At 55.9% G+C, this 19,313-nt stretch carries 19 protein-coding genes; 7 read left to right on the forward strand and 12 right to left on the reverse strand.

The window, feature by feature from the left end:
- Positions 1-34 precede the first annotated feature (34 nt).
- The 4 genes from OUO13_RS09955 to OUO13_RS09970 all read left to right on the forward strand — a co-directional run bounded on the left by OUO13_RS09955 (position 35) and on the right by OUO13_RS09970 (position 3,415).
- The gene (locus OUO13_RS09955; RefSeq protein ID WP_346429349.1) at positions 35-1,081 is read left to right on the forward strand and encodes a 4-oxalomesaconate tautomerase; all 1,047 of its coding nucleotides are present in this window, start codon (positions 35-37) and stop codon (positions 1,079-1,081) included.
- 72 nt (positions 1,082-1,153) lie between these two features.
- Positions 1,154-2,026 (forward strand): amidohydrolase family protein, encoded by an 873-nt coding sequence (locus tag OUO13_RS09960; protein ID WP_283173733.1) that lies wholly within the window; start codon positions 1,154-1,156, stop codon positions 2,024-2,026.
- A 185-nt stretch (positions 2,027-2,211) separates the two neighbouring features.
- Positions 2,212-2,577 (forward strand): protocatechuate 3,4-dioxygenase, encoded by a 366-nt coding sequence (locus OUO13_RS09965; protein ID WP_283173734.1) that lies wholly within the window; start codon positions 2,212-2,214, stop codon positions 2,575-2,577.
- Positions 2,570-3,415: a class III extradiol dioxygenase family protein gene (locus OUO13_RS09970; protein ID WP_283173735.1), complete on the forward strand. Its 846-nt coding sequence runs from the start codon at positions 2,570-2,572 to the stop codon at positions 3,413-3,415. The genes OUO13_RS09965 and OUO13_RS09970 overlap by 8 nt, the downstream gene beginning before the upstream one ends.
- 165 nt (positions 3,416-3,580) lie before the next feature.
- Here OUO13_RS09970 and OUO13_RS09975 read toward each other — a convergent pair whose 3' ends face one another.
- From OUO13_RS09975 to OUO13_RS10030, 12 genes are all read right to left on the reverse strand, one after another.
- On the reverse strand, positions 3,581-4,816 hold the full coding sequence (locus OUO13_RS09975) for a methyl-accepting chemotaxis protein (RefSeq protein WP_283173736.1): 1,236 nt from the start codon (positions 4,814-4,816) through the stop codon (positions 3,581-3,583).
- 51 nt (positions 4,817-4,867) lie between these two features.
- A complete protein-coding gene (locus OUO13_RS09980) occupies positions 4,868-5,236 on the reverse strand; it encodes a response regulator (RefSeq protein ID WP_283173737.1) in 369 nt (122 codons plus the stop codon).
- A gap of 3 nt (positions 5,237-5,239) precedes the next feature.
- Positions 5,240-5,494 carry a hypothetical protein gene (locus tag OUO13_RS09985; RefSeq protein ID WP_283173738.1) on the reverse strand — a complete coding sequence of 85 codons (255 nt, stop codon included), beginning with the start codon at positions 5,492-5,494 and terminating at the stop codon, positions 5,240-5,242.
- 34 nt (positions 5,495-5,528) lie between these two features.
- Positions 5,529-8,387, reverse strand: a complete 2,859-nt coding sequence (locus OUO13_RS09990) for a chemotaxis protein CheA (RefSeq protein WP_283173739.1) — start codon at positions 8,385-8,387, stop codon at positions 5,529-5,531.
- Positions 8,384-8,755 carry a response regulator transcription factor gene (locus OUO13_RS09995; protein WP_283173740.1) on the reverse strand — a complete coding sequence of 124 codons (372 nt, stop codon included), beginning with the start codon at positions 8,753-8,755 and terminating at the stop codon, positions 8,384-8,386. Before OUO13_RS09995 ends, OUO13_RS09990 begins: the two co-directional genes overlap by 4 nt.
- On the reverse strand, positions 8,752-9,591 hold the full coding sequence (locus tag OUO13_RS10000; protein WP_283173741.1) for a CheR family methyltransferase: 840 nt from the start codon (positions 9,589-9,591) through the stop codon (positions 8,752-8,754). The genes OUO13_RS09995 and OUO13_RS10000 overlap by 4 nt, the downstream gene beginning before the upstream one ends.
- On the reverse strand, positions 9,588-10,223 hold the full coding sequence (locus OUO13_RS10005; protein ID WP_283173742.1) for a HEAT repeat domain-containing protein: 636 nt from the start codon (positions 10,221-10,223) through the stop codon (positions 9,588-9,590). Before OUO13_RS10005 ends, OUO13_RS10000 begins: the two co-directional genes overlap by 4 nt.
- Positions 10,224-10,225: 2 nt before the next feature.
- Entirely contained in the window at positions 10,226-11,341 is a 1,116-nt protein-coding gene (locus OUO13_RS10010; RefSeq protein WP_283173743.1) for a protein-glutamate methylesterase/protein-glutamine glutaminase, read from the reverse strand.
- The gene (locus OUO13_RS10015; protein ID WP_283173744.1) at positions 11,338-12,849 is read right to left on the reverse strand and encodes a chemotaxis protein CheW; all 1,512 of its coding nucleotides are present in this window, start codon (positions 12,847-12,849) and stop codon (positions 11,338-11,340) included. The genes OUO13_RS10010 and OUO13_RS10015 overlap by 4 nt, the downstream gene beginning before the upstream one ends.
- 11 nt (positions 12,850-12,860) lie before the next feature.
- The gene (locus OUO13_RS10020; protein WP_283173745.1) at positions 12,861-14,771 is read right to left on the reverse strand and encodes a methyl-accepting chemotaxis protein; all 1,911 of its coding nucleotides are present in this window, start codon (positions 14,769-14,771) and stop codon (positions 12,861-12,863) included.
- A 551-nt stretch (positions 14,772-15,322) separates the two neighbouring features.
- Positions 15,323-15,808 carry a Dps family protein gene (locus OUO13_RS10025; RefSeq protein WP_283173746.1) on the reverse strand — a complete coding sequence of 162 codons (486 nt, stop codon included), beginning with the start codon at positions 15,806-15,808 and terminating at the stop codon, positions 15,323-15,325.
- A 150-nt stretch (positions 15,809-15,958) separates the two neighbouring features.
- On the reverse strand, positions 15,959-16,888 hold the full coding sequence (locus tag OUO13_RS10030) for a ZIP family metal transporter (RefSeq protein ID WP_283173747.1): 930 nt from the start codon (positions 16,886-16,888) through the stop codon (positions 15,959-15,961).
- Between the two features lie 300 nt (positions 16,889-17,188).
- On the opposite strand from OUO13_RS10030, the gene OUO13_RS10035 reads away from it, so the two are divergent.
- Genes OUO13_RS10035 through OUO13_RS10045 form a run of 3 tightly spaced genes read left to right on the forward strand, consistent with a single transcriptional unit; the run spans position 17,189 to position 19,306 of the window.
- The gene (locus OUO13_RS10035) at positions 17,189-17,752 is read left to right on the forward strand and encodes a GspH/FimT family pseudopilin (RefSeq protein ID WP_283173748.1); all 564 of its coding nucleotides are present in this window, start codon (positions 17,189-17,191) and stop codon (positions 17,750-17,752) included.
- 8 nt (positions 17,753-17,760) lie between these two features.
- Positions 17,761-18,243: a type IV pilus modification protein PilV gene (gene pilV / locus OUO13_RS10040; protein WP_283173749.1), complete on the forward strand. Its 483-nt coding sequence runs from the start codon at positions 17,761-17,763 to the stop codon at positions 18,241-18,243.
- A gap of 13 nt (positions 18,244-18,256) precedes the next feature.
- Positions 18,257-19,306 (forward strand): PilW family protein, encoded by a 1,050-nt coding sequence (locus tag OUO13_RS10045; protein WP_283173750.1) that lies wholly within the window; start codon positions 18,257-18,259, stop codon positions 19,304-19,306.
- The last annotated feature ends 7 nt before the right edge of the window (positions 19,307-19,313 follow it).

A 19,313-nucleotide genomic window follows, 5' to 3' on the forward strand; every position in this document is an offset into this window, starting at 1 on the left:
GACTTTTGACCCGGCCGAGTCGGGCATTCGTTGCATGTGGATGCGAGGTGGCACCTCAAAAGGGGGCTACTTCCTGGCGCAAGACCTCCCGGCCGACACGGCTGTGAGAGATGCGTTTCTGCTGCGGGTTATGGGTTCACCTGACCCGCGTCAGATCGATGGTTTGGGCGGGGCTGACCCGCTCACAGCCAAAGTGGCGGTCGTGAGTAAATCCGACCGTGACGATGCTGATGTCGACTACCTGTTCCTGCAGGTATTCGTGGATCAGGCCATCGTTACTGACGCGCAGAACTGCGGCAACATCCTGGCAGGCGTAGGCCCGTTTGCGATTGAGCGTGGTCTGGTAGCGGCGAGCGGTGATGAAACCGACGTCCGGATTTTTATGGTGAACACCGGGCAGATCGCAACCGCTCGTGTTCCAACCCCGAATGGCAAGGTGAGCTACGTCGGCAAGGCCAAAATTGATGGCGTGCCGGGCTCTTCTTCCTCCATTCCGGTGACCTTCGCAGATACCGCGGGTTCCAGCTGTGGTTCCCTGTTGCCGTCCGGCAACGTGGTAGATGTGATTGATGGTGTGGAAGTGACCCTGATCGACAACGGCATGCCGGTGGTGATCATGCGCGCTTCTGACATGGGTATCACGGGGACTGAATCCCGCGAGGAACTGGAAGCCAATGCCGAGCTGCGTGCGAAGCTGGAATCCATTCGTCTGCAGGCAGGCCCGCTGATGAATCTGGGTGACGTCAAAGAGAAGTCCGTTCCCAAGATGACCATGGTCAGCGCCGCCACCAACGGTGGTGCATTGTCGACCCGTACGTTTATTCCGCACCGCTGCCACGCCTCGATTGGTGTGTTGGGCGCGGTGAGTGTGGCCACGGCCGCTGTATTGCCTGGTTCGCCAGCGGCTGCGGTTGCCAATGTTGAGTCTGGTGAACGTATCACCCTGTCGGTGGAACACCCGATTGGTGAAATGACCGTGATTCTCAACATGGAAGCGGATGGTCAGGTGGGCACCGCAGCGCTGCTGCGTACGGCTCGCAAACTGTTTGACGGCGAAGTGTTCGTTCATCCGAACGAATAACCCGCTGGCAGCGGTCTCGTGGGGGACCGCTGTGTTTATTTATAACTAAAATTATTAACAGGTATCGTCGCCATGATGGATCCGGATTACTTGCCATTTCACCCTAGCCCTGCCAAACCTGAATTCAAGGCACCTGCTGGCGCTGTAGACGCCCACTGCCATGTGTTTGGTCCGGCCGACAAATTCCCGTACCACCCGAAGCGTAAATACACTCCGTGTGATGCACCAAAAGAAAAACTGTTCGAACTGCGTGACTACCTGGGCTTCGAGCGTAACGTGATCGTGCAGGCGTCTTGCCACGGCACCGATAACGCCGCGCTGCTGGATGCTCTGGAAGCCGCTGGTGAACTGGCTCGTGGTATCGCTGTGGTTGATCCGGCGATTACCGTTGAAGAGCTGCAGGCGATGGACAAGGCGGGCGTACGTGGTGTGCGTTTCAACTTCGTTAAACGTCTGGTGGATACCACTCCGAAAGAAGTGTTCCTGTCGATTGCTGAAAAGATCAAACCACTGGGCTGGCACATCATTGTGTACTTCGAAGCCCAGGACCTGGAAGGTCTGATTCCGTTCCTGAACGAACTGGATACCACCATTGTGGTTGACCACATGGGTCGTCCAGACGTTGCCAAGGGCGTTGATCACCCTGACTTCCAGCGTTTTGTGCAGCTGATGAAAGACAACGACAAGATCTGGGTGAAGACCACTTGCCCAGAGCGTCTGACCCTGACTGCGCCAGACTACAGCGACGTTGTTCCGTTCATGAAAACCCTGGTTGAACAGTTCCCGGATCGTTGCCTGTGGGGCACCGACTGGCCGCACCCGAACATGAAGTCTCATGTTCCGGACGACGGCAAGCTGGTTGACGTGATTCCTCTGATCGCTCCAACCGCCGAACTGCAGCAGAAGCTGCTGGTCGACAACCCGATGCGTCTGTACTGGGCCTGATTGGCCTGTCGTCTGACGCTGGAAGTCTGACGCGAACTCTTTCACCGCAGGAGCGGGTTTGCTTCCGAACCGACAGGTTTCGCGGGCAAGCATGCTCCTGCAGCTGCGTCTGGCGTCCAACATCAGACGTCCAGCGTCCGACTTCAGACGTCCGACATCGACCCCAAAACACGAGGGTGACTGAAATGACTGATTACAAAATGAAGCCGGTCGAAGGCACTTACCACTTTGATGGTGAGATGGCGACCAAAGGCTTTTCATTCAACAAGATGTGTTACTCCTTCAACAGCGAAGAAAACCGTCAGGCGTTCCGTGATGACGCGGAAGCCTACATGGAAAAGTACAAGCTGACCGAAGAACAGAAACAGGCCGTGCGTGATCACAACATCAATCGCATGCTGGAGCTGGGTGGCAGCATTTATTACATGGCGAAATTCGCCGGTATCTTCGGCTGGAACATGCAGGTAATCGGCGGTATGCAATCCGGCCGTACGACCGAAGAGTTCCAGGCATATCTTGAGAGTCAGGGCAGGGGCAAAAACAATGGCTAAGATCATCGGTGGTATCACTACCTCTCACATCCCGGCCATTGGCGTTGCCATGGACAAACAACTGGAAGAAACACCGTACTTCCGTGACCTGTTTGCGATTTACCCGCCAATCCGTGAATGGCTGGGTGAAGAAAAGCCGGATATCGCCGTGCTGTTCTACAACGACCACGGTCTGGAAATGTGGCTGGACAAGAAGCCGACCTTCGCCATCGGTTGTGCGCCGGAATACCAGAACGCCGATGAAGGCTGGGGCATCAAGCCGATTCCACCGGTCACCGGTGAAACCGAGCTGAGCTGGCACATTGTTAACCACCTGATCGAAAACGATTTTGACCCGACTGTGTGTCAGGACATCAAGGTTGACCATGGCGCGACCGTACCGCTGACCCTGTTGTGGCCGAACTTTACCTATCAGGGCATCAAGGTCATTCCGATCTCCATCAACTGTGAACGTCATCCGATGCCAAAACCATCCCGCAGCTATGCGTTTGGTCAGGCCATTGGTGATGCGATCCGTTGCTGGGACAGTGAGCAGAAAGTGGTGGTGCTGGGTACTGGTGGTCTGTCTCACCAGCTCGACGGCCCACGTGCCGGTATTCTGAACGCCGATTTCGACAACTGGTGTATGGACAAGCTGGTTTCCAATCCAGAGGAAATCCTGCAGTTCAGCAACGTTGATCTGATCGAACGTGGTGGTGCGCAGATGGTGGAACTGGCCATGTGGCTGGCCATGCGTGGTTGCATCAAGGGTGAAGTGGAAGAGAAGCTGCGTAACTACGTATCGCCAATCTCCAACACCGCCGTTGGTGTGCAGTTGCTGCTGCCAAAAGAAGCGTAATTGCGGTTTTGCCTGCTGCTGTGGAACTGTGGGTAAGGTGGTTATCCTCAGAACTGCAGCGGCGGGCACTCTTCTCTGTTGCTGTTTTTCCTCTGTTTCTTGTCGCTGCTGTTTTTTCGTTGCTTCTCTTTCCCTGTGCTTCTGGTATCCATGAACAGAGAGTACTCAGAACAGCTCGATATCCGGGAGCTTGTCTTTACCGTGCAGACTGCCAAAATCGACTTCCTCGCCCTGTACCAGTGAGCGATGAATATCTTCCTGTTCCTTCATGGTGTAGCCCTGACGCAGTGATTCGATCACATCATTAAGATCGGGAACCGCATCCGCATCGGCATCGTGATGGCTGATGCTTTTGGATATGGTGCGAAAGCGTTCTTCCGCCAGTGACAGCCCTTCCTGAACCCGCTCGATTTGCTGCCGGGCAATGTCCTGAAACTGGTTGTGACTGAGAATGGCCAACACTGAGTTACGCACATAACCGACCGCATCTGAGGTAGTGTTGGATACATCGCCTAATGCTTTTACCGAAATCTTGAACTGCTCTGACAATGATTCTACGGACTGGTTGATATTTTCCAGCCACATCATCTCATCTTGGGTGTGAGCGTTGGCCTCATCGAGTAACGTGACTTGATGCTGCACCGTGCTGGACACCAGATGCACACTGTCTTCAATACGGGCAGCTGCTTCCTCAATCTGGTTGGACAGGGTGCGTACCTCATCGGCGACAACCGCAAAACCACGGCCGGCTTCACCGGCGCGTGCGGCTTCAATCGCAGCGTTTAATGCCAGCAGGTTAGTCTGGCGGGTGACATTGCGAATGATTTCAATCAGCGGTGTAAACGACTCCACCTTGGCGGCAATATCCAGCACGGCCTGCGACTGGCGTTGTTGACGCTCTTCGCGCTGGCCACGATAGGTGGTCATTTCGGATAACAGATGATGGCTGGTGGCCACGGTTTCTTCGGCGTCTTTCTGGATCTCGCGGGTGCTTTCCTGGCAGCGATTCATGTTCTCAAGGAACTCCTCCGACATGGCGTTCACTTTTAACACCCGTTCCATAATGCTGGTGGCGGCGTTTTCGGCCATGCGTGTGGTGGTGCCGAGATGGGCATTGAGCAGGCTGGCAAACGGACTGAAGCTGGTCAGCAATGCCTGCAATGCGGACGGAGTCTGCTGCAGACCGAGAATGTCTTGCTGGTCCGATTCTGACGTTTCCACTTTTACCGGCGCATGGTTGCGGTGCGGCCACAAGGATATGCCACAGGCAACAAGCCCCAATGCCAGCAGAGCGGTGGACGAATGCTGACCCAGCAGTTGCGGGGTGAGATAAACCAGCAACAGCAGCAATGTCAGCAACACGAAAAACCATGAGCGCCATGGCACAGGATTTCTACTCATGATGCCTCCGGAGGAGCGCGGCGATGAATCGGTCGGTAGTCCGCAGCATGATCAGGCTCCCGGTAAGATCTTGCGGATGACGGCGGTCAGATCGGCGGAACTGATGGGTTTGACCAGCCAACCGGTGGCCCCCAGGCGTTTGGCCTCGTCCCGTTTGGCGCCCTGACTTTCGGTGGTCAGGGTCAGGATTGGCGTAAAGCGCTGGCTGCCAGCGCGCAGGGCCTGAATCAGCTCCAGCCCGTCCATCTGTGGCATGTTGATGTCGGTGATGATGAGGTCCGGCTTGATACTGGACAGGCGTTGCAGGGCGGCATGCGGGTTATCGGCGGTTTCAACCTGAAATCCGGACAGCTCAAGGGTGCCACGCAGGCTCATCAGCATAGTGAGTGAGTCATCAACGATGTAAATAAACTTGGCCATTGGTCAGTCTCCGTATCCGCTGCTGAGGCTGTTGCCTACCCATTCTCCGAAGCTGGCATTCGCTGGCATGGCTGACAGACGAGGGCGCGCGATCATCAGTACTTGCAGAATGGCGGCGTGCAAATGGTCACAGTCGGACAGATCCAATTCGGTTTTTTCCTGCTCGCGGTCGCGGAACCACTGCAGGATTTCATCGGTTTCCTCGATGCCGACGTTCCCGCTCAGTACGGCCCGACGCTTTAACAGCTTGTGGGGCATAAAATCTCCTCGCTAGTCCAGGGCTCTGGCAGGGTTATAACAGGGCCCGCAGATTCAGGATCATGACCACTGAACCATCACCGATCAGCGCTGCGCCGGTGTAGGCGGTTACTCCCGCCAGCAAACCGCCCAATGGTTTCTGGATCACTTCGGTGCTACCCCGGAAGTTATCGACCAGAAGGCCAAGCGGTTCACTGCCATTACGAATCACCAGGACGGCGTATTCGTTATCTTCATTAAGCCTAGTTGATATTGGCAATTGCAGGAGGTCATTCAGCGCGACCAGGGGCAAAATCTGTTCACGCAGAACGGTGGTTTGCTGCTGACGGACCTGATGAATGGCGGATTGCGGGATGCGCACGGTTTCCTGAACCTGATCCATAGGGATGCCCATCAGCTGGCCATCAGTTTCGATCATCATCACCCTGGTAGCGGCAATCGACATGGGCAGGCGGATCTGGATGCGGGTGCCTTTACCTGGGACGCTGCTGATGGTGATGCCGCCGTTAACCTTGTCGATGGCACGCCGCACGGCATCCATCCCGACCCCTCGGCCCGACAGGTCGGTGACGGTGTCGGCTGTGGAGAAGCCCGGTAGCAGTATCAGATTCAGGCATTCCTGGCGGCTGAGGCGAACGGCGGTAGCACTGTCGATCAGGCCTTTTTCAACGGCTTTTTCCCGCAGCACATCGGGGTCCATACCTAGGCCGTCATCGTTGACTTCGATCAGGACCCGATCGACCTCCTGCGAGGCGCGGATCAGCAGCTGGCCTTCGGCAGGTTTGCCAGCGCGCAGGCGTTGCTCCGGGGTTTCGAGGCCGTGATCGAGGCTGTTGCGAACGATGTGGATCAGAGGTTCGGCCAGAATCTCGATGATGTTCTTGTCGGCTTCGGTTTCCTCACCTTCCATTTCCAGCCGTACCTGTTTGCCAAGACGATTGGAGATGTCGCGTACCAGTCGCGGGAAGCGCATGGAAATGGACGAAAACGGCATCATGCGGATCTGCATGATGGTGTCCTGCATTTCTTCGGCAATCCGGTTGATCAGGCTGTGCTGTTCCTTGATATCCCGTGACAGCTCCCGCAACACCGGGTCTCCCCGTCCACCTTCCATACGTTCGATACGGGCGGCGAGGAAGGGCAGGCGATTACGGGCAACAATCATTTCGCCAATCAGCCCCATCAGGCGGTCGATTTTTTCCTGATCCACCTTGAGATAGCGGGGACTGTTGTCACTGCGTGGTGTGAGTTCCGGTTCGTTGTTGTCGGCCATACGCGCGCGACCGGAGTGTTCTGCTGCGACGTTGTGTTCTGATCGGCTGGCGGCAACCTGAGCCTGAGCCGGGGTGGTTGGCTGGGCTGGCGGGTTGGTGCGTTGTCGACCGGATCCCTGTGCAATAGGCGCTGGCGAGCTGACTGTTGACGGGCTGGACGGCTGCTGGGCTTGCTGACTGGTAATCGGGGCACGTCTGGTCGCCGCGGTCTGCTCCTGATCGGCCGCTACCGGATGATCGAGCAAATTGTCGATCCAGCTGATCATCGAACGGGTGTTGAAGTCTTGCAGGCTTTCATCCAGCAGCTGCCGCAGGTGATGTTTCTGCTCACTCTGCCCGGTGGCATCCATGATATTTGCCAGGCTGTTGGCGGCGGCTTTGAGTCGACCTTTGGCCCACGGGGTGTTGTGGTCGAGTTCGAGAATATGGCGTTGGGTGGCCAGTACTTCCTGCATGCCACGCTGCATCATCTCATCGTTAACATCGTTGTGCTGGATGGTGCCGGGTTGGGTCGGTTGATACTGGCTATGACGGGTTAACAGCTGCCATGTCTGTTCCATGACCGGTGAGTCCGGGGCATGGTTTGCGGCACATTGCAGCCAGCGCAGGGCACTGGCGGTGGTGGTCTGGGTTTTGATCTGGCCAAGGATGTCGATGAGGCGTTGGCGCAAGCCGCTGACATTGCGGCTGACATAAAGGCTGTGCAGGCCGTCGAGAGTTTCCTGCGACAGTGGCTGATCGTCGGCCTGGCTGCTCAGAAAGATCAGCTGGCGGGCATCAATCGGCGCAACATCAATCTGTTCAACCACGTACTGGAAGTGTTGTTGCAGTTCGATGTCGCTGGCGCGGCTCAGCACATGAAACACCAACTGGCAATCATAGGGGTCTAGATTGGCCAGATCCTGTGAGCTGCCACTGGCCGTTCCCCAGATGCAGGACGGGGTCTGACGGGCCAGGAAAAACGGATCTTCACCGGAGAAATAACACTGCGCCTGAGGGCGGTAAACAATGTAGTTCAGCTCAGGTTCGTGCAGGGATTCAATCAGAATCTGCTGCCGCAGCGCTTCGGGAATACTTTGCAGAATGCGGTGATCTGCCAGCGATGATTGATCGCTGTGCTCTGCTGCCTGTTTGGTCGCACGGCTGGTGGCGGTAGTCGCAGGCTGCTGTGTTGGTACTGGTTGTGCTGTCTGTTCCTGTGTCTGCAGTGGTGCGTTTTGCCCGACCTTGGTATTCCAGCTTTGCAGCTGTTGCTGCAGACGTTGGCACAGCTGTCCGGATTGTTCGCCGTGGGCCAGTGGCTGGTCATGCTGGTTGATTTCATCCAGCAGCAGGCTGGTAAAGTCGAGGCATTCCAGCAACAGGTCGGTGAGGTCGCGGCCAAGGGCGGCCGGCCGTTCCCGAATGGCGGTCAGCAGGTCTTCGGCAATGTGCAGGACCGATGTCATTTCCGGAAAGGTGAACAAGCTGCTGGCACCCTTGAGGGTGTGCATCAGCCGGAACAGCTCATTGATATGTTCGCTGCTCTGTTCGCCGCGTTCCAGTGCCAGCAGGGATTCACTCATCTGTTGCAGCTGATCCCGGCCTTCAGCAAGAAATTGTTGCAACAGCGGATTCATGAGTGGTGGTCCCCCATCAACAAACGCACAAACGTTAACAGCTCGGCCGGTTTGGCCGGTTTTACCAGATACAGGTTGGCACCGGACTGGTAGGCAATTTCCTTGTCCTGGGCGGCGGATTCGGTTGAGACCATCATGGCGGGAGGCTGGTCGATGTCTTCCGCACGAATACGCTGTAAAAAGCCGTAGCCATCCAGTTTGGGCATGTTGATGTCGACGATGTACAGATCGAAATGGCTTTCGAGTGCCTTTTCCAGCCCCTCCATACCGTTTACTGCCTCTTCAACCAGATAGCCGTGTTTCTCCAGGATGCAGCGTTTGTACAGGCGGATGGTGCTGGCATCGTCAATGATGAGTACTCGTTTCATGATTCCTCCCAGGGCTTCTGGTAGACAATCGCTTCCGGAAACTTGCGAACGGTGAATAGTGGCGAAATACGGCCCATGGATTCCGAATGCCCGAGGCAGATAAAACCACCGGGGGACATAACGTCGTAGAGGGATTCCGCGGCTTCCTTGCGCGACAAGTCGTCGAAATAGATCAGCAGGTTGCGGCAGAACACCACGTCGATGGCATGCTGGCGGCGCACTTCAACCGGGTTGGCAAGGTTGACGTGGCTGAACTCAACGCAGGCTCGTAATTCATCGCAGATCTGGTACATATCGCCGACCCGGCTGAAATAGCGGGCACGCCAGGTGGGCGGCACGTTGCGTATGGAACGTTCGCTGTACAGTCCTTCTTCGGCCATATCGAGCATGCGGGTGTTGATGTCGGAAGCCAGCAGGCGCACATCGCGGTTACGCAGCATTGGCCAATTCTCCAGTAACTGCATGGCGATGGAGTAGGGTTCCTCCCCTGACGACGACGGGATGCACCAGATGTTGATGATCTTGTCTGTCGGCAGGTGTTCGCTGAGTTCTGGCAGGATATGGCTGGTCAGACAATCGAATTGGTACTCCTCTCGCATGAAATAGGTTTCGTTTACCGTCAGCAGATTGGTCAGGCGCTGTAATTCCTCACCATTGGCCTGAAAGCGCAAACGGGTGAAATATTCGCGGAAGCTGGCGCAGTCGTTGGCGGTGATGCGGTCGATCAGGCGTTTGTCGACAAAATAGCGTTTGCTGGACTCAAAGCGGATGCCGGTTTTGCGATAGAAGTATTCACGGAAGACCAGAAAATCATCCTGGCTGATAATGGCTGTCATGATGCTGGTCGGCTGTCGGCGATACGACGGATTGCCAGATCACAGGCAAAACCGACGTAGGCGTCGTTAAAGCGCCGGGCAGTCCGTTCCAATACGGGCAGCGCGATTTCCGTGCCCACTTCTCCGATGATATCCAGGGCGGCGCAGACAACATTGATGCTGGCGTCGTTATCCATCACGTCGAGCAACCAGTTTTCTACCTGTTCATGGCACAGTGATTCGAGAATATTAACCGCAAAAATGCGGATATCCGGGTCCTGATCCTGTAACAGCTCTTCGATAACCGGTGCCATGGCATCCGGCATCTGTTTCATGGCTTCAATGGCGTCGTTACGCAGGCGTGCATCCTCGGCCCGCAGGCAGGTTGCCAGCCCTTGCACGGCTTCCGTGGTATTGATGCGGGTCAGGCTGGTGATAATGACCTGCCGTACCGACGGGATGGTTTCCTGCTGGAGCTGGGTTAACAACCATTGGGTGGCCTGCTGACAACTGGCAAGGTCGGCTGCAGCACGGCGTCGGATATCCGCTGACGGATCATGCAGACAGCGTTCGAGCGCTTCGACATCCAGTATTCGCCCTGTTGGATCATCCGGTGCCGGACGTGGTTGGCCAGACTTCTGTAACAGCGCCATGGTTATCGTGCCTTCTGGGTTTTGGACCACTGCACGATACGTTCGGCAATGGCGTTGGCGGGTAATACGTGGCTGGCGCCTCCGGCCCGAATCAGTGCATCAGGCATTCCAAACACCACAGCCGTATCTTCTGATTCGGCGATGGTTTCGGCTCCCGAGTTGAACAGTTTGGTATAAGCCTCCGAGCCATCGCGGCCCATACCGGTGAGCATCACGGCCATGATCCGGCGAGGCTGACAGTACTGCAGTGCCGATTGGGCCAGCCGTTCCACCGATGGGTGCCAGGTATAATCGGGGCTTTCCGCCACCGGTTTGATGACCATGCCGCCATTCTGGTTGGCCAACACCACATCCTTGTTGCCTGCGGCGATGTAAATATGGCCGGGTAGCAACGGTTGTTCGGCATTGGCTTCCAGTACTTCCATCTGGCAATAACGATTCAGGCGCTCCGCCAGTGAACGGGTAAAGTTGGCCGGCATGTGTTGGGCGACCACAATCGGGAACGGAAAATTGGCCGGCATCTGCGGCAGAATTTCTTCCAGTGTCCGTGGCCCTCCGGTGGAGACTCCAATCAGCACCAACGGATTGTTACTGCTGTACTGGCGACCACCCAACGACGTGGTGGAGACCTCCTGGGTGGCGGGTGGCGGACTGCGGTCGGGCAGCTTGTGGTGGCGAAACTGTTTGTTGGGATCGGTGAACTTGCGCAAGCGCGCACGGCTGGCCGCTTTGACCTTGGCAATCAGTTCGCTTTCGACTTCTCCCAGACTGAGGGAAATGGTGCCATCGGGTTTGGCAATAAAATCAACTGCCCCCAGATTCAGGGCTTCGAAAGTGGCCAAGGCACCCTGTCGTGTCAGGGAGGACAGCATCACCACCGGTACCGGACGCTCCGCCATGATCAGCGCCAGCGCATCAAGTCCGTCCATTTCTGGCATGTTGATGTCGAGGGTAATCACGTCGGGCTGGACCAGACGATTCTTGGAGACTGCTTCTACACCGTTACGGGCAGTATGAATCTCAAAGTCGTCCTGGGTGCTAAAGATATGAGTGATCAGCTGCCGCATAAGGGCAGAGTCATCAACGATCAGCAATCGGGTCATGGCTGCTCCACTCATAAGGAGGCTCCGTGCTGGAGGTGTTGAGATAACAATCGATCAGGAGTAATCACCTGAATCAGCCGACCGCTAGCTGGTAAATTAATCACTTTGTTGTGTTGGTTTCTGGCAGTGTTTTCGTCGGCCAGTGGTTGCCGGGGGATTGTGAGAATTTCAGTTACTTGATCAACTACAAAGCCTGAGCGCTCATTCTGATCAGAAAACACCAGAATGCGTTGGCGGTCGTTGCTTTCGCCACGCGCCATACCGAGCCGGGTACGGAGGTCAGCTACCGGCAGAATATTGCCACGCAGGTTCATCAGGCCATCGACCTGTTGGCGAGCCGTTGGCACCGGTTGCAAACGCTCCGGCATACGGACGATTTCATGGATACAACTCACCGGCGAGGCGAACTCTTCGTTGCCAAGGCGATAGACCACCATGTGCACAAGGTCGGAGTCGTTATCATTGTTGTCGGCATCCATGTCCAACGCTTGCCGTTCCGGCGCCGACAGATGTTGTGAGTCGTTGACGGGCAGTCCATGCAGTAGCAGCAAACGTTGCAGGTCGATGATGGCGATCAGGCGTTTGCCCTGTTGCAGTTGGCACAGCCCGGAGAATTGCGCCATATCGCGGTCGCCACTCATGATGTTGCCGATGCTGCGAATCTGGTTGGCATGCAGGCGCAGCACACCAATGACCTGATCAACCAGCAGGCCATAACCACGGCCGGGATAGTCGGTAATCAGAATGCGAGCACGTTCTGGAAAGGGCTCGCGAGGCAGGCGGAACAGCTCGGCCATGTGCAACAACATCAGGGTTTCATCACCCACATTCAGCGCACCGAGAATCCCCAGCGGGCTGTTGGGCAGGCTGCTGATACCTGTGCCGGGTTCAATAATGCGACGGATCTGCTCGATCGGAATGGCGAATTCCTGATGGGCAATCCGGCAGCACACAAACTGGCACAGGTCCTGGTCGGCATCGTCGTTCTGGGCCTGGTCGTTGTTGCTGCTATCGGGATTTGACAGTCGGCTTTCGTGAGGCGCGCTCTGGTAACTGTGGCATAACCCCAGCAGGCTGGTGTGATCCAGCACCATCACCAGCGGAAAACCGGCACACAGGCGGCAGGCGCCTGCAATCAGATGATCGGCCTGTTGCTGGTGGCTGGTAAGGGGTTCGAGCTGATCAATCATGCTGACCCGGCTGATACGATCGACGACCAGTGCCATGGGTTCATCACCTTCCAGCACTATCGCCCGATTGCAATCCTGGTCGTTGATGTCTTCCAGTCCCATCAGGCGTCGCAGGGAGAATACTGGGATGACATTACCGCGCAGATTGGCCAGGCCCAGCAGGCTGGAGGGGGAGCGGGGCACTCGGGTAACCGCCGGAACCCGTACGATTTCCCGGACAGCCGCCATGGGCAGGGCCCAGGCTTCAGGCCCCAGGTTAAACACCACGTGAAGACGTAACGCGAGGTCATCGTCCTCCTGGTATTCGTAATTGTTCAGCAGCTCGGTTGGCATCGGGTGTGTTCTCAGGCGCTTTGCAATTCATCCGCCAGACAGGCGATTTCTTCAATGGCGGAGGCCAGCTCTTCGGCGCCCTGGCATTGTTGTTCGGCCGCCGCCGCCGCCTCGTCGGCGGCGTGTTCAGACTGTTGGGCTCCGGAGGCAATCTGTTCTGCACCACGTTTGATTTGCAGGATGGCGGCGGCGATTTCGGTGGCCGCCGACAGAATGTCATCGGCACCGCGTTCCACCGATTCGATGTCCTTATCGATGGCAAGCAGATTGCGAGTGGACTCGTTAGCTCGTATCGCTTCTTCTGAGGCTTCTGCGGCGATGTTGCTGAGATCGTCACTAACCAGTCGGATTTGCTCTTGAATAGAACGCACCAGCTCCTTGATTTGCTCGGCATTTTCGGCGGAATCACGGGCGAGGTTGCGGATATCGGTAGCGACCACCACAAATCCCTTGCCGGATTCACCGGCACGGGCGGCTTCAATAGAACCGCTGACGGCCAGCATGTTGGTCTGGATGGAGACGGTGGCGATGGATTCAACAATCTTGTCTATCCGGCGTGACAGTTTTTCCAGTTCCCGCACCTGTTTGACGCTATTGTTGGTGTTGGTTACGGACAAGCGGATGCCATTGATCAGTTCATCAACCGAGCCCTTGTTGCCGCGCAGGGTTTCGCGAATACGTGTCACCATGTCGCGACTCTGGCGCGCGCGCGCCTGCGAGACATCCAGACCTTTTTCGATCTGGATAATGGCGGCTGAGGATTCTTCAGTAGCCGCGGCGGTGGATTGAGCGCCTCTGCGAATCTGCTCAATACCAGTCATAACCTGATGTGCAGCCTGACTGATGACCTGTACAACCGAGGACAGTTCTTCGGCACAGGAGGCGACTTCCTCGGCGCTTTTGGTCAGTTCAGTGGAGCTGCGCAGTTCTTCCGACAGATCAAACAGGGTCTGGGCCGCGACTTCACATTCGGTCAGAGCCTGGGCCTGTTCATTCACCAGGCGCGCGGCTTCAACCGCAGCAGATGATTGTTCTTCCGAGGCTGCAGCAATATCTTCCATGCCTTTAAGGGCTTCGCTAGCAGCGCGGGAGGATTGTTCGGCACCCGAGGAGATTTCTTCGGAGCCATGAATCACATCGCTCATTTCCTCGCGGATCACGTCAAGTTGCTCGCTGATGGTCTGGCCTTTGCGTACCTCTCCTTCCACGATACTGGAGGCGTTCCTGATGCCTTCGGCGATACACAGCACTTCTTTCTGGATGGTAGAGACCAGCGACTGGATTTCGTTGGCACTTTGTTCGGAGGTTTCGGCGAGGGTGCGAACCTCATCGGCAACCACTGCAAATCCTTTGCCGTGTTTACCGGCACGTGCCGCTTCGATGGCAGCGTTCAGGGCCAACAGGTTGGTCTGATCGGCGATCTTGACCACGGCTTTGACGATGTCGCCAATGCGGGTGGCCTGTTTTTCCAGCTCCGAAACCAGCAGTACCGATTGCTCCTGACGGCGCGCTGACTCGCCAACTTTCTGCACCAGACGCTCGATATCGCGTGAGGTGGCGTTGGCCAGCATGGACAGGTTGGTGCAGTGTTCGCGGTTGGCTTCGGCATTATTGAGCTGGCGCTGGATCGCGTGTGTGACTTGCTGGAACGCCACCAGAGATTGCTGGGCGGCGGCGCTGCCTTCTTCGGCACCCGCGGCGATCTGGGTCGCGGCACGGTTGAGTTCTTCTGCCGCCGCCGATGATTCGGAAATGCCCGACGACAGTTCGCCAGAGGCCGCGGCGATCCGTTCTGCCGCCTGTTGCTGTTTGGCCAGTGTACGGGCGCGTTTGCGCTGTTGCTCCGCCTCCCGGTTGATCTGGGTGGTGGTTTTGGAGGTGCTCTGACGTGGAGCCATCACTGTTTTTTTGACAAGTGCCATAACGTTCTCCATCAGCAAGCGGTGGCCAAACTCTCGTGCTTGCCGGGGTTGGATAATCTGCGGCGGCGAACGGAGTACCGGGGCAGGTCGATCAAATTTGAGGGACGGCTCAGGGAGCCAGACCTTGTGTCGGCCATAACGCCGCATTCTTTATTTACGCTAGAAGCAGATGGCCTGTTTGCAAGGTGGGCGGGCAATGGTCGACGGTTATGGTCGGGTAAGACATGTGGAAAATAAGGGAATTGTTAATAGTGGCCGATCAGCCTCTGGATAGCCGCCAAGGCACGTACGCTGCAGGATGCGTGAGCGCGAAGGATGGCGTGAAGGACGGCGTGAAGGATGGCGTGCAGGTGACAGCAATGCTGCCGTTTGGGCTGTATATCAGAACGTAGCTAATTGCTAAAAAATGTACAAAAGTTGTACGAGAAGAGTGTGCAACTGCATGCGCTGCACAAGTGTGAATCCCAACGTCGCGGGTTTGGCCTGTTGCAGCTCCGTTATGCCGGGGTATGCCGGGATAAACGGAGCCGTGGGCCATAAAGCGGGTAGCGTTATTCTTCCAGCAAGGAACGCAGCATCCAGGCGGTTTGCTCGTGTACGGTAATACGCTGGGTCAGCAGATCAGCGGTTGGCTCATCACTGGCTTCGTCAACCAGCTGGAACAGACTGCGTGCTGTACGGGCAGTGGCTTCGTGGCCCTGAGCCAGGATCGCCACCATTTCCAGTGCCTTGGGCGGCACTTCCGGCGCATCTGGCAGCGATGTCAGTTTGCCAAACTGTGAATAGGAGCCTGGGGCTTTATGGCCCAGCGAGCGAATACGTTCAGCAATCGGGTCAACGGCATTCCAGAGTTCTGTGTACTGCACCATAAACATGTCGTGCAGGCTGTTGAACATTGGCCCGGTGACGTTCCAGTGGAAGTTGTGAGTGGTCAGATACAGGGTGTAGGTATCGGCCAGCAAACGGCCCAGCCCGTCGGCAATCTGTTCGCGGTGCTCGTCGCTGATACCGATATTGATACTCATGGGTTTGGTCATGGTCGAATTCCTCTGGTCAGAACAGGTTCTGGTGTCGTTGTTATCGAAAGTCTCATTTGCAGGTGAGAGTATTTTCTATTTATAGGCTGATTGGATCTCGCTTGTGTTGCGACAGGTCAGCATTGCAAGTTGGTTTCGGCAGTTGGGGATTTATCCCAGTGTGGTATCCAGCACCATCATCAGACAGAATCCGGCCATCAATCCCAGGGTTGCCAGTGTCTGGTGGCCATTGCGATGGGTTTCCGGAATCACTTCGTGAGACACCACAAACAGCATGGCGCCCGCGGCAAGACCCAGCCCGATCGGGTAGGCGAACAGCCATCCACCGGCCAGACCAGCCCCCAACAGGGCACCAACAGGCTCCAGCAATCCACTGGCTCCTGCAACGACCACGGCTAACATCGGGGACATACCAACCGCTCGCAGGGTCAGGGCTACCGCCAGACCTTCGGGAATATCCTGCAGGGCAATTGCAGTGGCCAGCGGCAGGCCAACACTCATATCGCCCTGAGCAAAACTGACCCCAACTGCCATACCTTCCGGCAGGTTGTGAATGGCAATCGCCAGCACAAACAACCAGGCGCGATCACAGCGTTCATGGCCGGGGCCACAAGGGCCGGTATTGGTGTGTTCGTGGGGCGTCAGGTTATCAATCCCCAACATCAACGCCACACCAAAGGCCATTCCCAGAACCACCAGTGCGGCTCCGCCAACAGCCGAGCCGGTGATGGCTTCACCGGAATCTAGCCCGGGCAGAATCAGTGAAAAACAGGAGGCTGCCAGCATCATGCCAGCGGCAAACCCCAGCATGACGTCTTCCGTAGACTGGCGAATGCCACGCAGAAAGAGAGCCGGAGCAGCGCCCAGTGTGGTGGCGAGAAAGCCGGCAGTGCCGCCCAGCAGTGCGTAACGACTAAAGCCGTCGGTGCTGCTGGCCAGTGAATGCAACATACCCTGTAGTAACAGAATAATGGTCAGCACCAGAGCGGCCGCAAGGGCAATGCTGGTGCGTGGATGTTCAAACGCAGTGGCTCTAATGATGCTGAACCAGCTTTCGGATGGACTATTCAGAGTTGTCATCACAGGTGCTCCTTGGACCCTCTGAATTGACTATAGGAGATTCGAGAGTCGACAGAAAATCAGCATTTGTGATGACAGTAAAAGCTGTTTTCTATTAGCTGGCTGATTTTGATATATATCAATAGAACGTAAATAATCAGTTGTAAATCACATTCGGTAACAATTGTGCAACGCCCGTTTATCCCAGTTTTTCCGCCTTATGACTGTTCTGTGATGCAGGTCCGTTGATCCGACAATCCGACCCCGACACAATCTCTGCATAGATTGAACCTGATCACACCGTAAATGGATGAACGCATCATGATTGCAATACCGACCCACAATTATCGGATCTTGAACCGCTGTCGCGGCTTTACTCTGATTGAGCTGATGACAGCTCTTGGGGTCTTCTCCATTTTGATTGCTGTTGGTGCTCCGGCACTCCGTACCTTTATTGAAAGCAATGCCCTGATTACCGAAACCAATCGTGTCAACGGCCAGCTGGCATCGGTGCGTATGGAAGCAGTCAAACGCAACATGCAAACCATGCTATGCCCGAGCAGTAACGGTACTTCCTGCAATGCCAGTTCCTGGACTTCCGGCTGGATTGCCTTCAACGATGCCAACTCCGATGGCAAATTGGCCACTGACGGTACTGAAGCAGTATTCGCTGTTGGTGAAGCCGCCAAGGGTAATATTCGTATCGCCGGTAATACCGCACTGGCGACCTCTATTCGCTATAAGGCCGATGGCGCACTGCAAAGTGATGCCGGCACCGTCACCATTTGTACGGTGGCCAGCGGTGTATCGCCTAATGCCAGGGTGATTTCCATGACTACCGGTGGTCGCACCCGCGTGGATTCCAGCACGGTAACTTGCCAGTGAGAACTCTCATGAAACGCTCAGTTGCTCTGGGGCAAAACCGTCTTCAGCGCGGTTTCAGTATGGTTGAAGTGATGGTATCCGTGGTGGTGCTGTCGGTTGGCTTGCTGGGAATGGCGGCCTTGCAGGCACGCTCGCTGCAGGAGAACCGCGGCGCTTATCTGCGCTCGCAGGGCAGTATTCTGGCCTATGACATCCTCGAACGGATCCGTGCCAATAGTGATGCCGCGATTGCTGGGAAATACGACATGTCGATGGGCACGCGCAAATTCTCAACCGGTAACAGCATGGCTGACACCGATCTTAAGGACTGGGTTGCCAACCTTACCAGCCTGCTGCCATCTGGCGATGGTTCAGTGGACTGCGACTCAAACGGCAACTGTACGGTGATCGTCCAGTGGTTTGATAACTCGGTCACTGAAGATGTCAATGAGGACGGAGTGGTGGATGACAAGGACAAGGTTACCTCCATCACCCTCGCGTCCACTCTGTGAAGGAAATAAGGACATGACAGTGTTTTCTGACAAGTGGTCTGCGCGCGCAAAACAGTCGGGATTCTCGATGATCGAGTTGATGATCAGTATGGTCATCAGCCTGGTATTGATTGCCGGTGTGGTTTCGGTATTCCAGAGTAATAAACGTACCTATATCACCGGTGATGCCCTGGCCGAAATTCAGGAAAACGTGCGTATTGCCTATGACTATATCGCCCGTGAAGTGCGAATGGCGGGATCGGGTTATTCCTGTCTGGCCAACGTAACTACCGTGCAGAACATGCTTAACTCTACTGATTTCGACTTTAACTTTGCCCAGCCGCTGGAAGCTTACGATAACGGCAATAATCTGCCTGCTGCGCTATCGGGGGTGGTTAAATCCGGTACGGATGCACTGGTGGTGCGCGGAACTTATGGTGTCGGTGCCAAACTGGAAACCGAACTGGACAACCCGTCGGCCTCCTTGAAAGTAACCTCTATTGATCCTCCGCCAATGGGAGTGGATGACATTGTAGTGGTAACCGATTGCCGTACGGCATCCATTTTCCAGATCACCAACTTTTCAGGCAATGGTAACTCCGGTTCCGATAACGTGGTTCACAACACCGGTACCGGCACGCCGGGCAACCAGACCAAAAACTTTATTTATCCGTTCCAGGCTGGTGCCACGGTTATCAAGACTCGCACGATTGCCTATTACATCGGCACCAACGCCAATGGTGAATCGGCGTTGTTCCAGCGCGCCACCGATCAGGGTAGCTCTGACACCATTGAAGTGGTTGAAGGCATCCAGGATATGCAGCTGACCTTTGGTGTGGATACCAATGATGACGGTTTACCGGAAGGTTATTACACCCCGACCCAGATTACCGATGGTTCGATTGGTGCTGAATGGTCGGATGCGATCAGCGCTCGTATCAATCTGCTGGTGCGCAGTATCGATGACAACGTGGTAGATAGTATTTCTTCCTACACCTTTAACGGCAAAACCATAACGCCGACCGACAAACGAATGTACCGCGAAGTCAGCTTTGTGGTGGCCATTCGTGGTCGTTTGCAATAAGGACCTG

This window comes from Parathalassolituus penaei, assembly GCF_026626885.1.
GTDB lineage: Bacteria > Pseudomonadota > Gammaproteobacteria > Pseudomonadales > Oceanobacteraceae > Oceanobacter > Oceanobacter penaei.

Excerpts from the sequence above, each read along its gene's own strand:
- OUO13_RS09955 (WP_346429349.1), top strand. The coding sequence starts at position 35 with ATGTGGATGCGAGGTGGCACCTCAAAAGGGGGCTACTTCCTGGCGCAA.
- OUO13_RS09960 (WP_283173733.1), top strand. The coding sequence starts at position 1,154 with ATGATGGATCCGGATTACTTGCCATTTCACCCTAGCCCTGCCAAACCT.
- OUO13_RS09965 (WP_283173734.1), top strand. The coding sequence starts at position 2,212 with ATGACTGATTACAAAATGAAGCCGGTCGAAGGCACTTACCACTTTGAT.
- OUO13_RS09970 (WP_283173735.1), top strand. The coding sequence starts at position 2,570 with ATGGCTAAGATCATCGGTGGTATCACTACCTCTCACATCCCGGCCATT.
- OUO13_RS09975 (WP_283173736.1), bottom strand. The coding sequence starts at position 4,816 with ATGAGTAGAAATCCTGTGCCATGGCGCTCATGGTTTTTCGTGTTGCTG.
- OUO13_RS09980 (WP_283173737.1), bottom strand. The coding sequence starts at position 5,236 with ATGGCCAAGTTTATTTACATCGTTGATGACTCACTCACTATGCTGATG.
- OUO13_RS09985 (WP_283173738.1), bottom strand. The coding sequence starts at position 5,494 with ATGCCCCACAAGCTGTTAAAGCGTCGGGCCGTACTGAGCGGGAACGTC.
- OUO13_RS09990 (WP_283173739.1), bottom strand. The coding sequence starts at position 8,387 with ATGAATCCGCTGTTGCAACAATTTCTTGCTGAAGGCCGGGATCAGCTG.
- OUO13_RS09995 (WP_283173740.1), bottom strand. The coding sequence starts at position 8,755 with ATGAAACGAGTACTCATCATTGACGATGCCAGCACCATCCGCCTGTAC.
- OUO13_RS10000 (WP_283173741.1), bottom strand. The coding sequence starts at position 9,591 with ATGACAGCCATTATCAGCCAGGATGATTTTCTGGTCTTCCGTGAATAC.
- OUO13_RS10005 (WP_283173742.1), bottom strand. The coding sequence starts at position 10,223 with ATGGCGCTGTTACAGAAGTCTGGCCAACCACGTCCGGCACCGGATGAT.
- OUO13_RS10010 (WP_283173743.1), bottom strand. The coding sequence starts at position 11,341 with ATGAGTGGAGCAGCCATGACCCGATTGCTGATCGTTGATGACTCTGCC.
- OUO13_RS10015 (WP_283173744.1), bottom strand. The coding sequence starts at position 12,849 with ATGCCAACCGAGCTGCTGAACAATTACGAATACCAGGAGGACGATGAC.
- OUO13_RS10020 (WP_283173745.1), bottom strand. The coding sequence starts at position 14,771 with ATGGCACTTGTCAAAAAAACAGTGATGGCTCCACGTCAGAGCACCTCC.
- OUO13_RS10025 (WP_283173746.1), bottom strand. The coding sequence starts at position 15,808 with ATGACCAAACCCATGAGTATCAATATCGGTATCAGCGACGAGCACCGC.
- OUO13_RS10030 (WP_283173747.1), bottom strand. The coding sequence starts at position 16,888 with ATGACAACTCTGAATAGTCCATCCGAAAGCTGGTTCAGCATCATTAGA.
- OUO13_RS10035 (WP_283173748.1), top strand. The coding sequence starts at position 17,189 with ATGATTGCAATACCGACCCACAATTATCGGATCTTGAACCGCTGTCGC.
- pilV (WP_283173749.1), top strand. The coding sequence starts at position 17,761 with ATGAAACGCTCAGTTGCTCTGGGGCAAAACCGTCTTCAGCGCGGTTTC.
- OUO13_RS10045 (WP_283173750.1), top strand. The coding sequence starts at position 18,257 with ATGACAGTGTTTTCTGACAAGTGGTCTGCGCGCGCAAAACAGTCGGGA.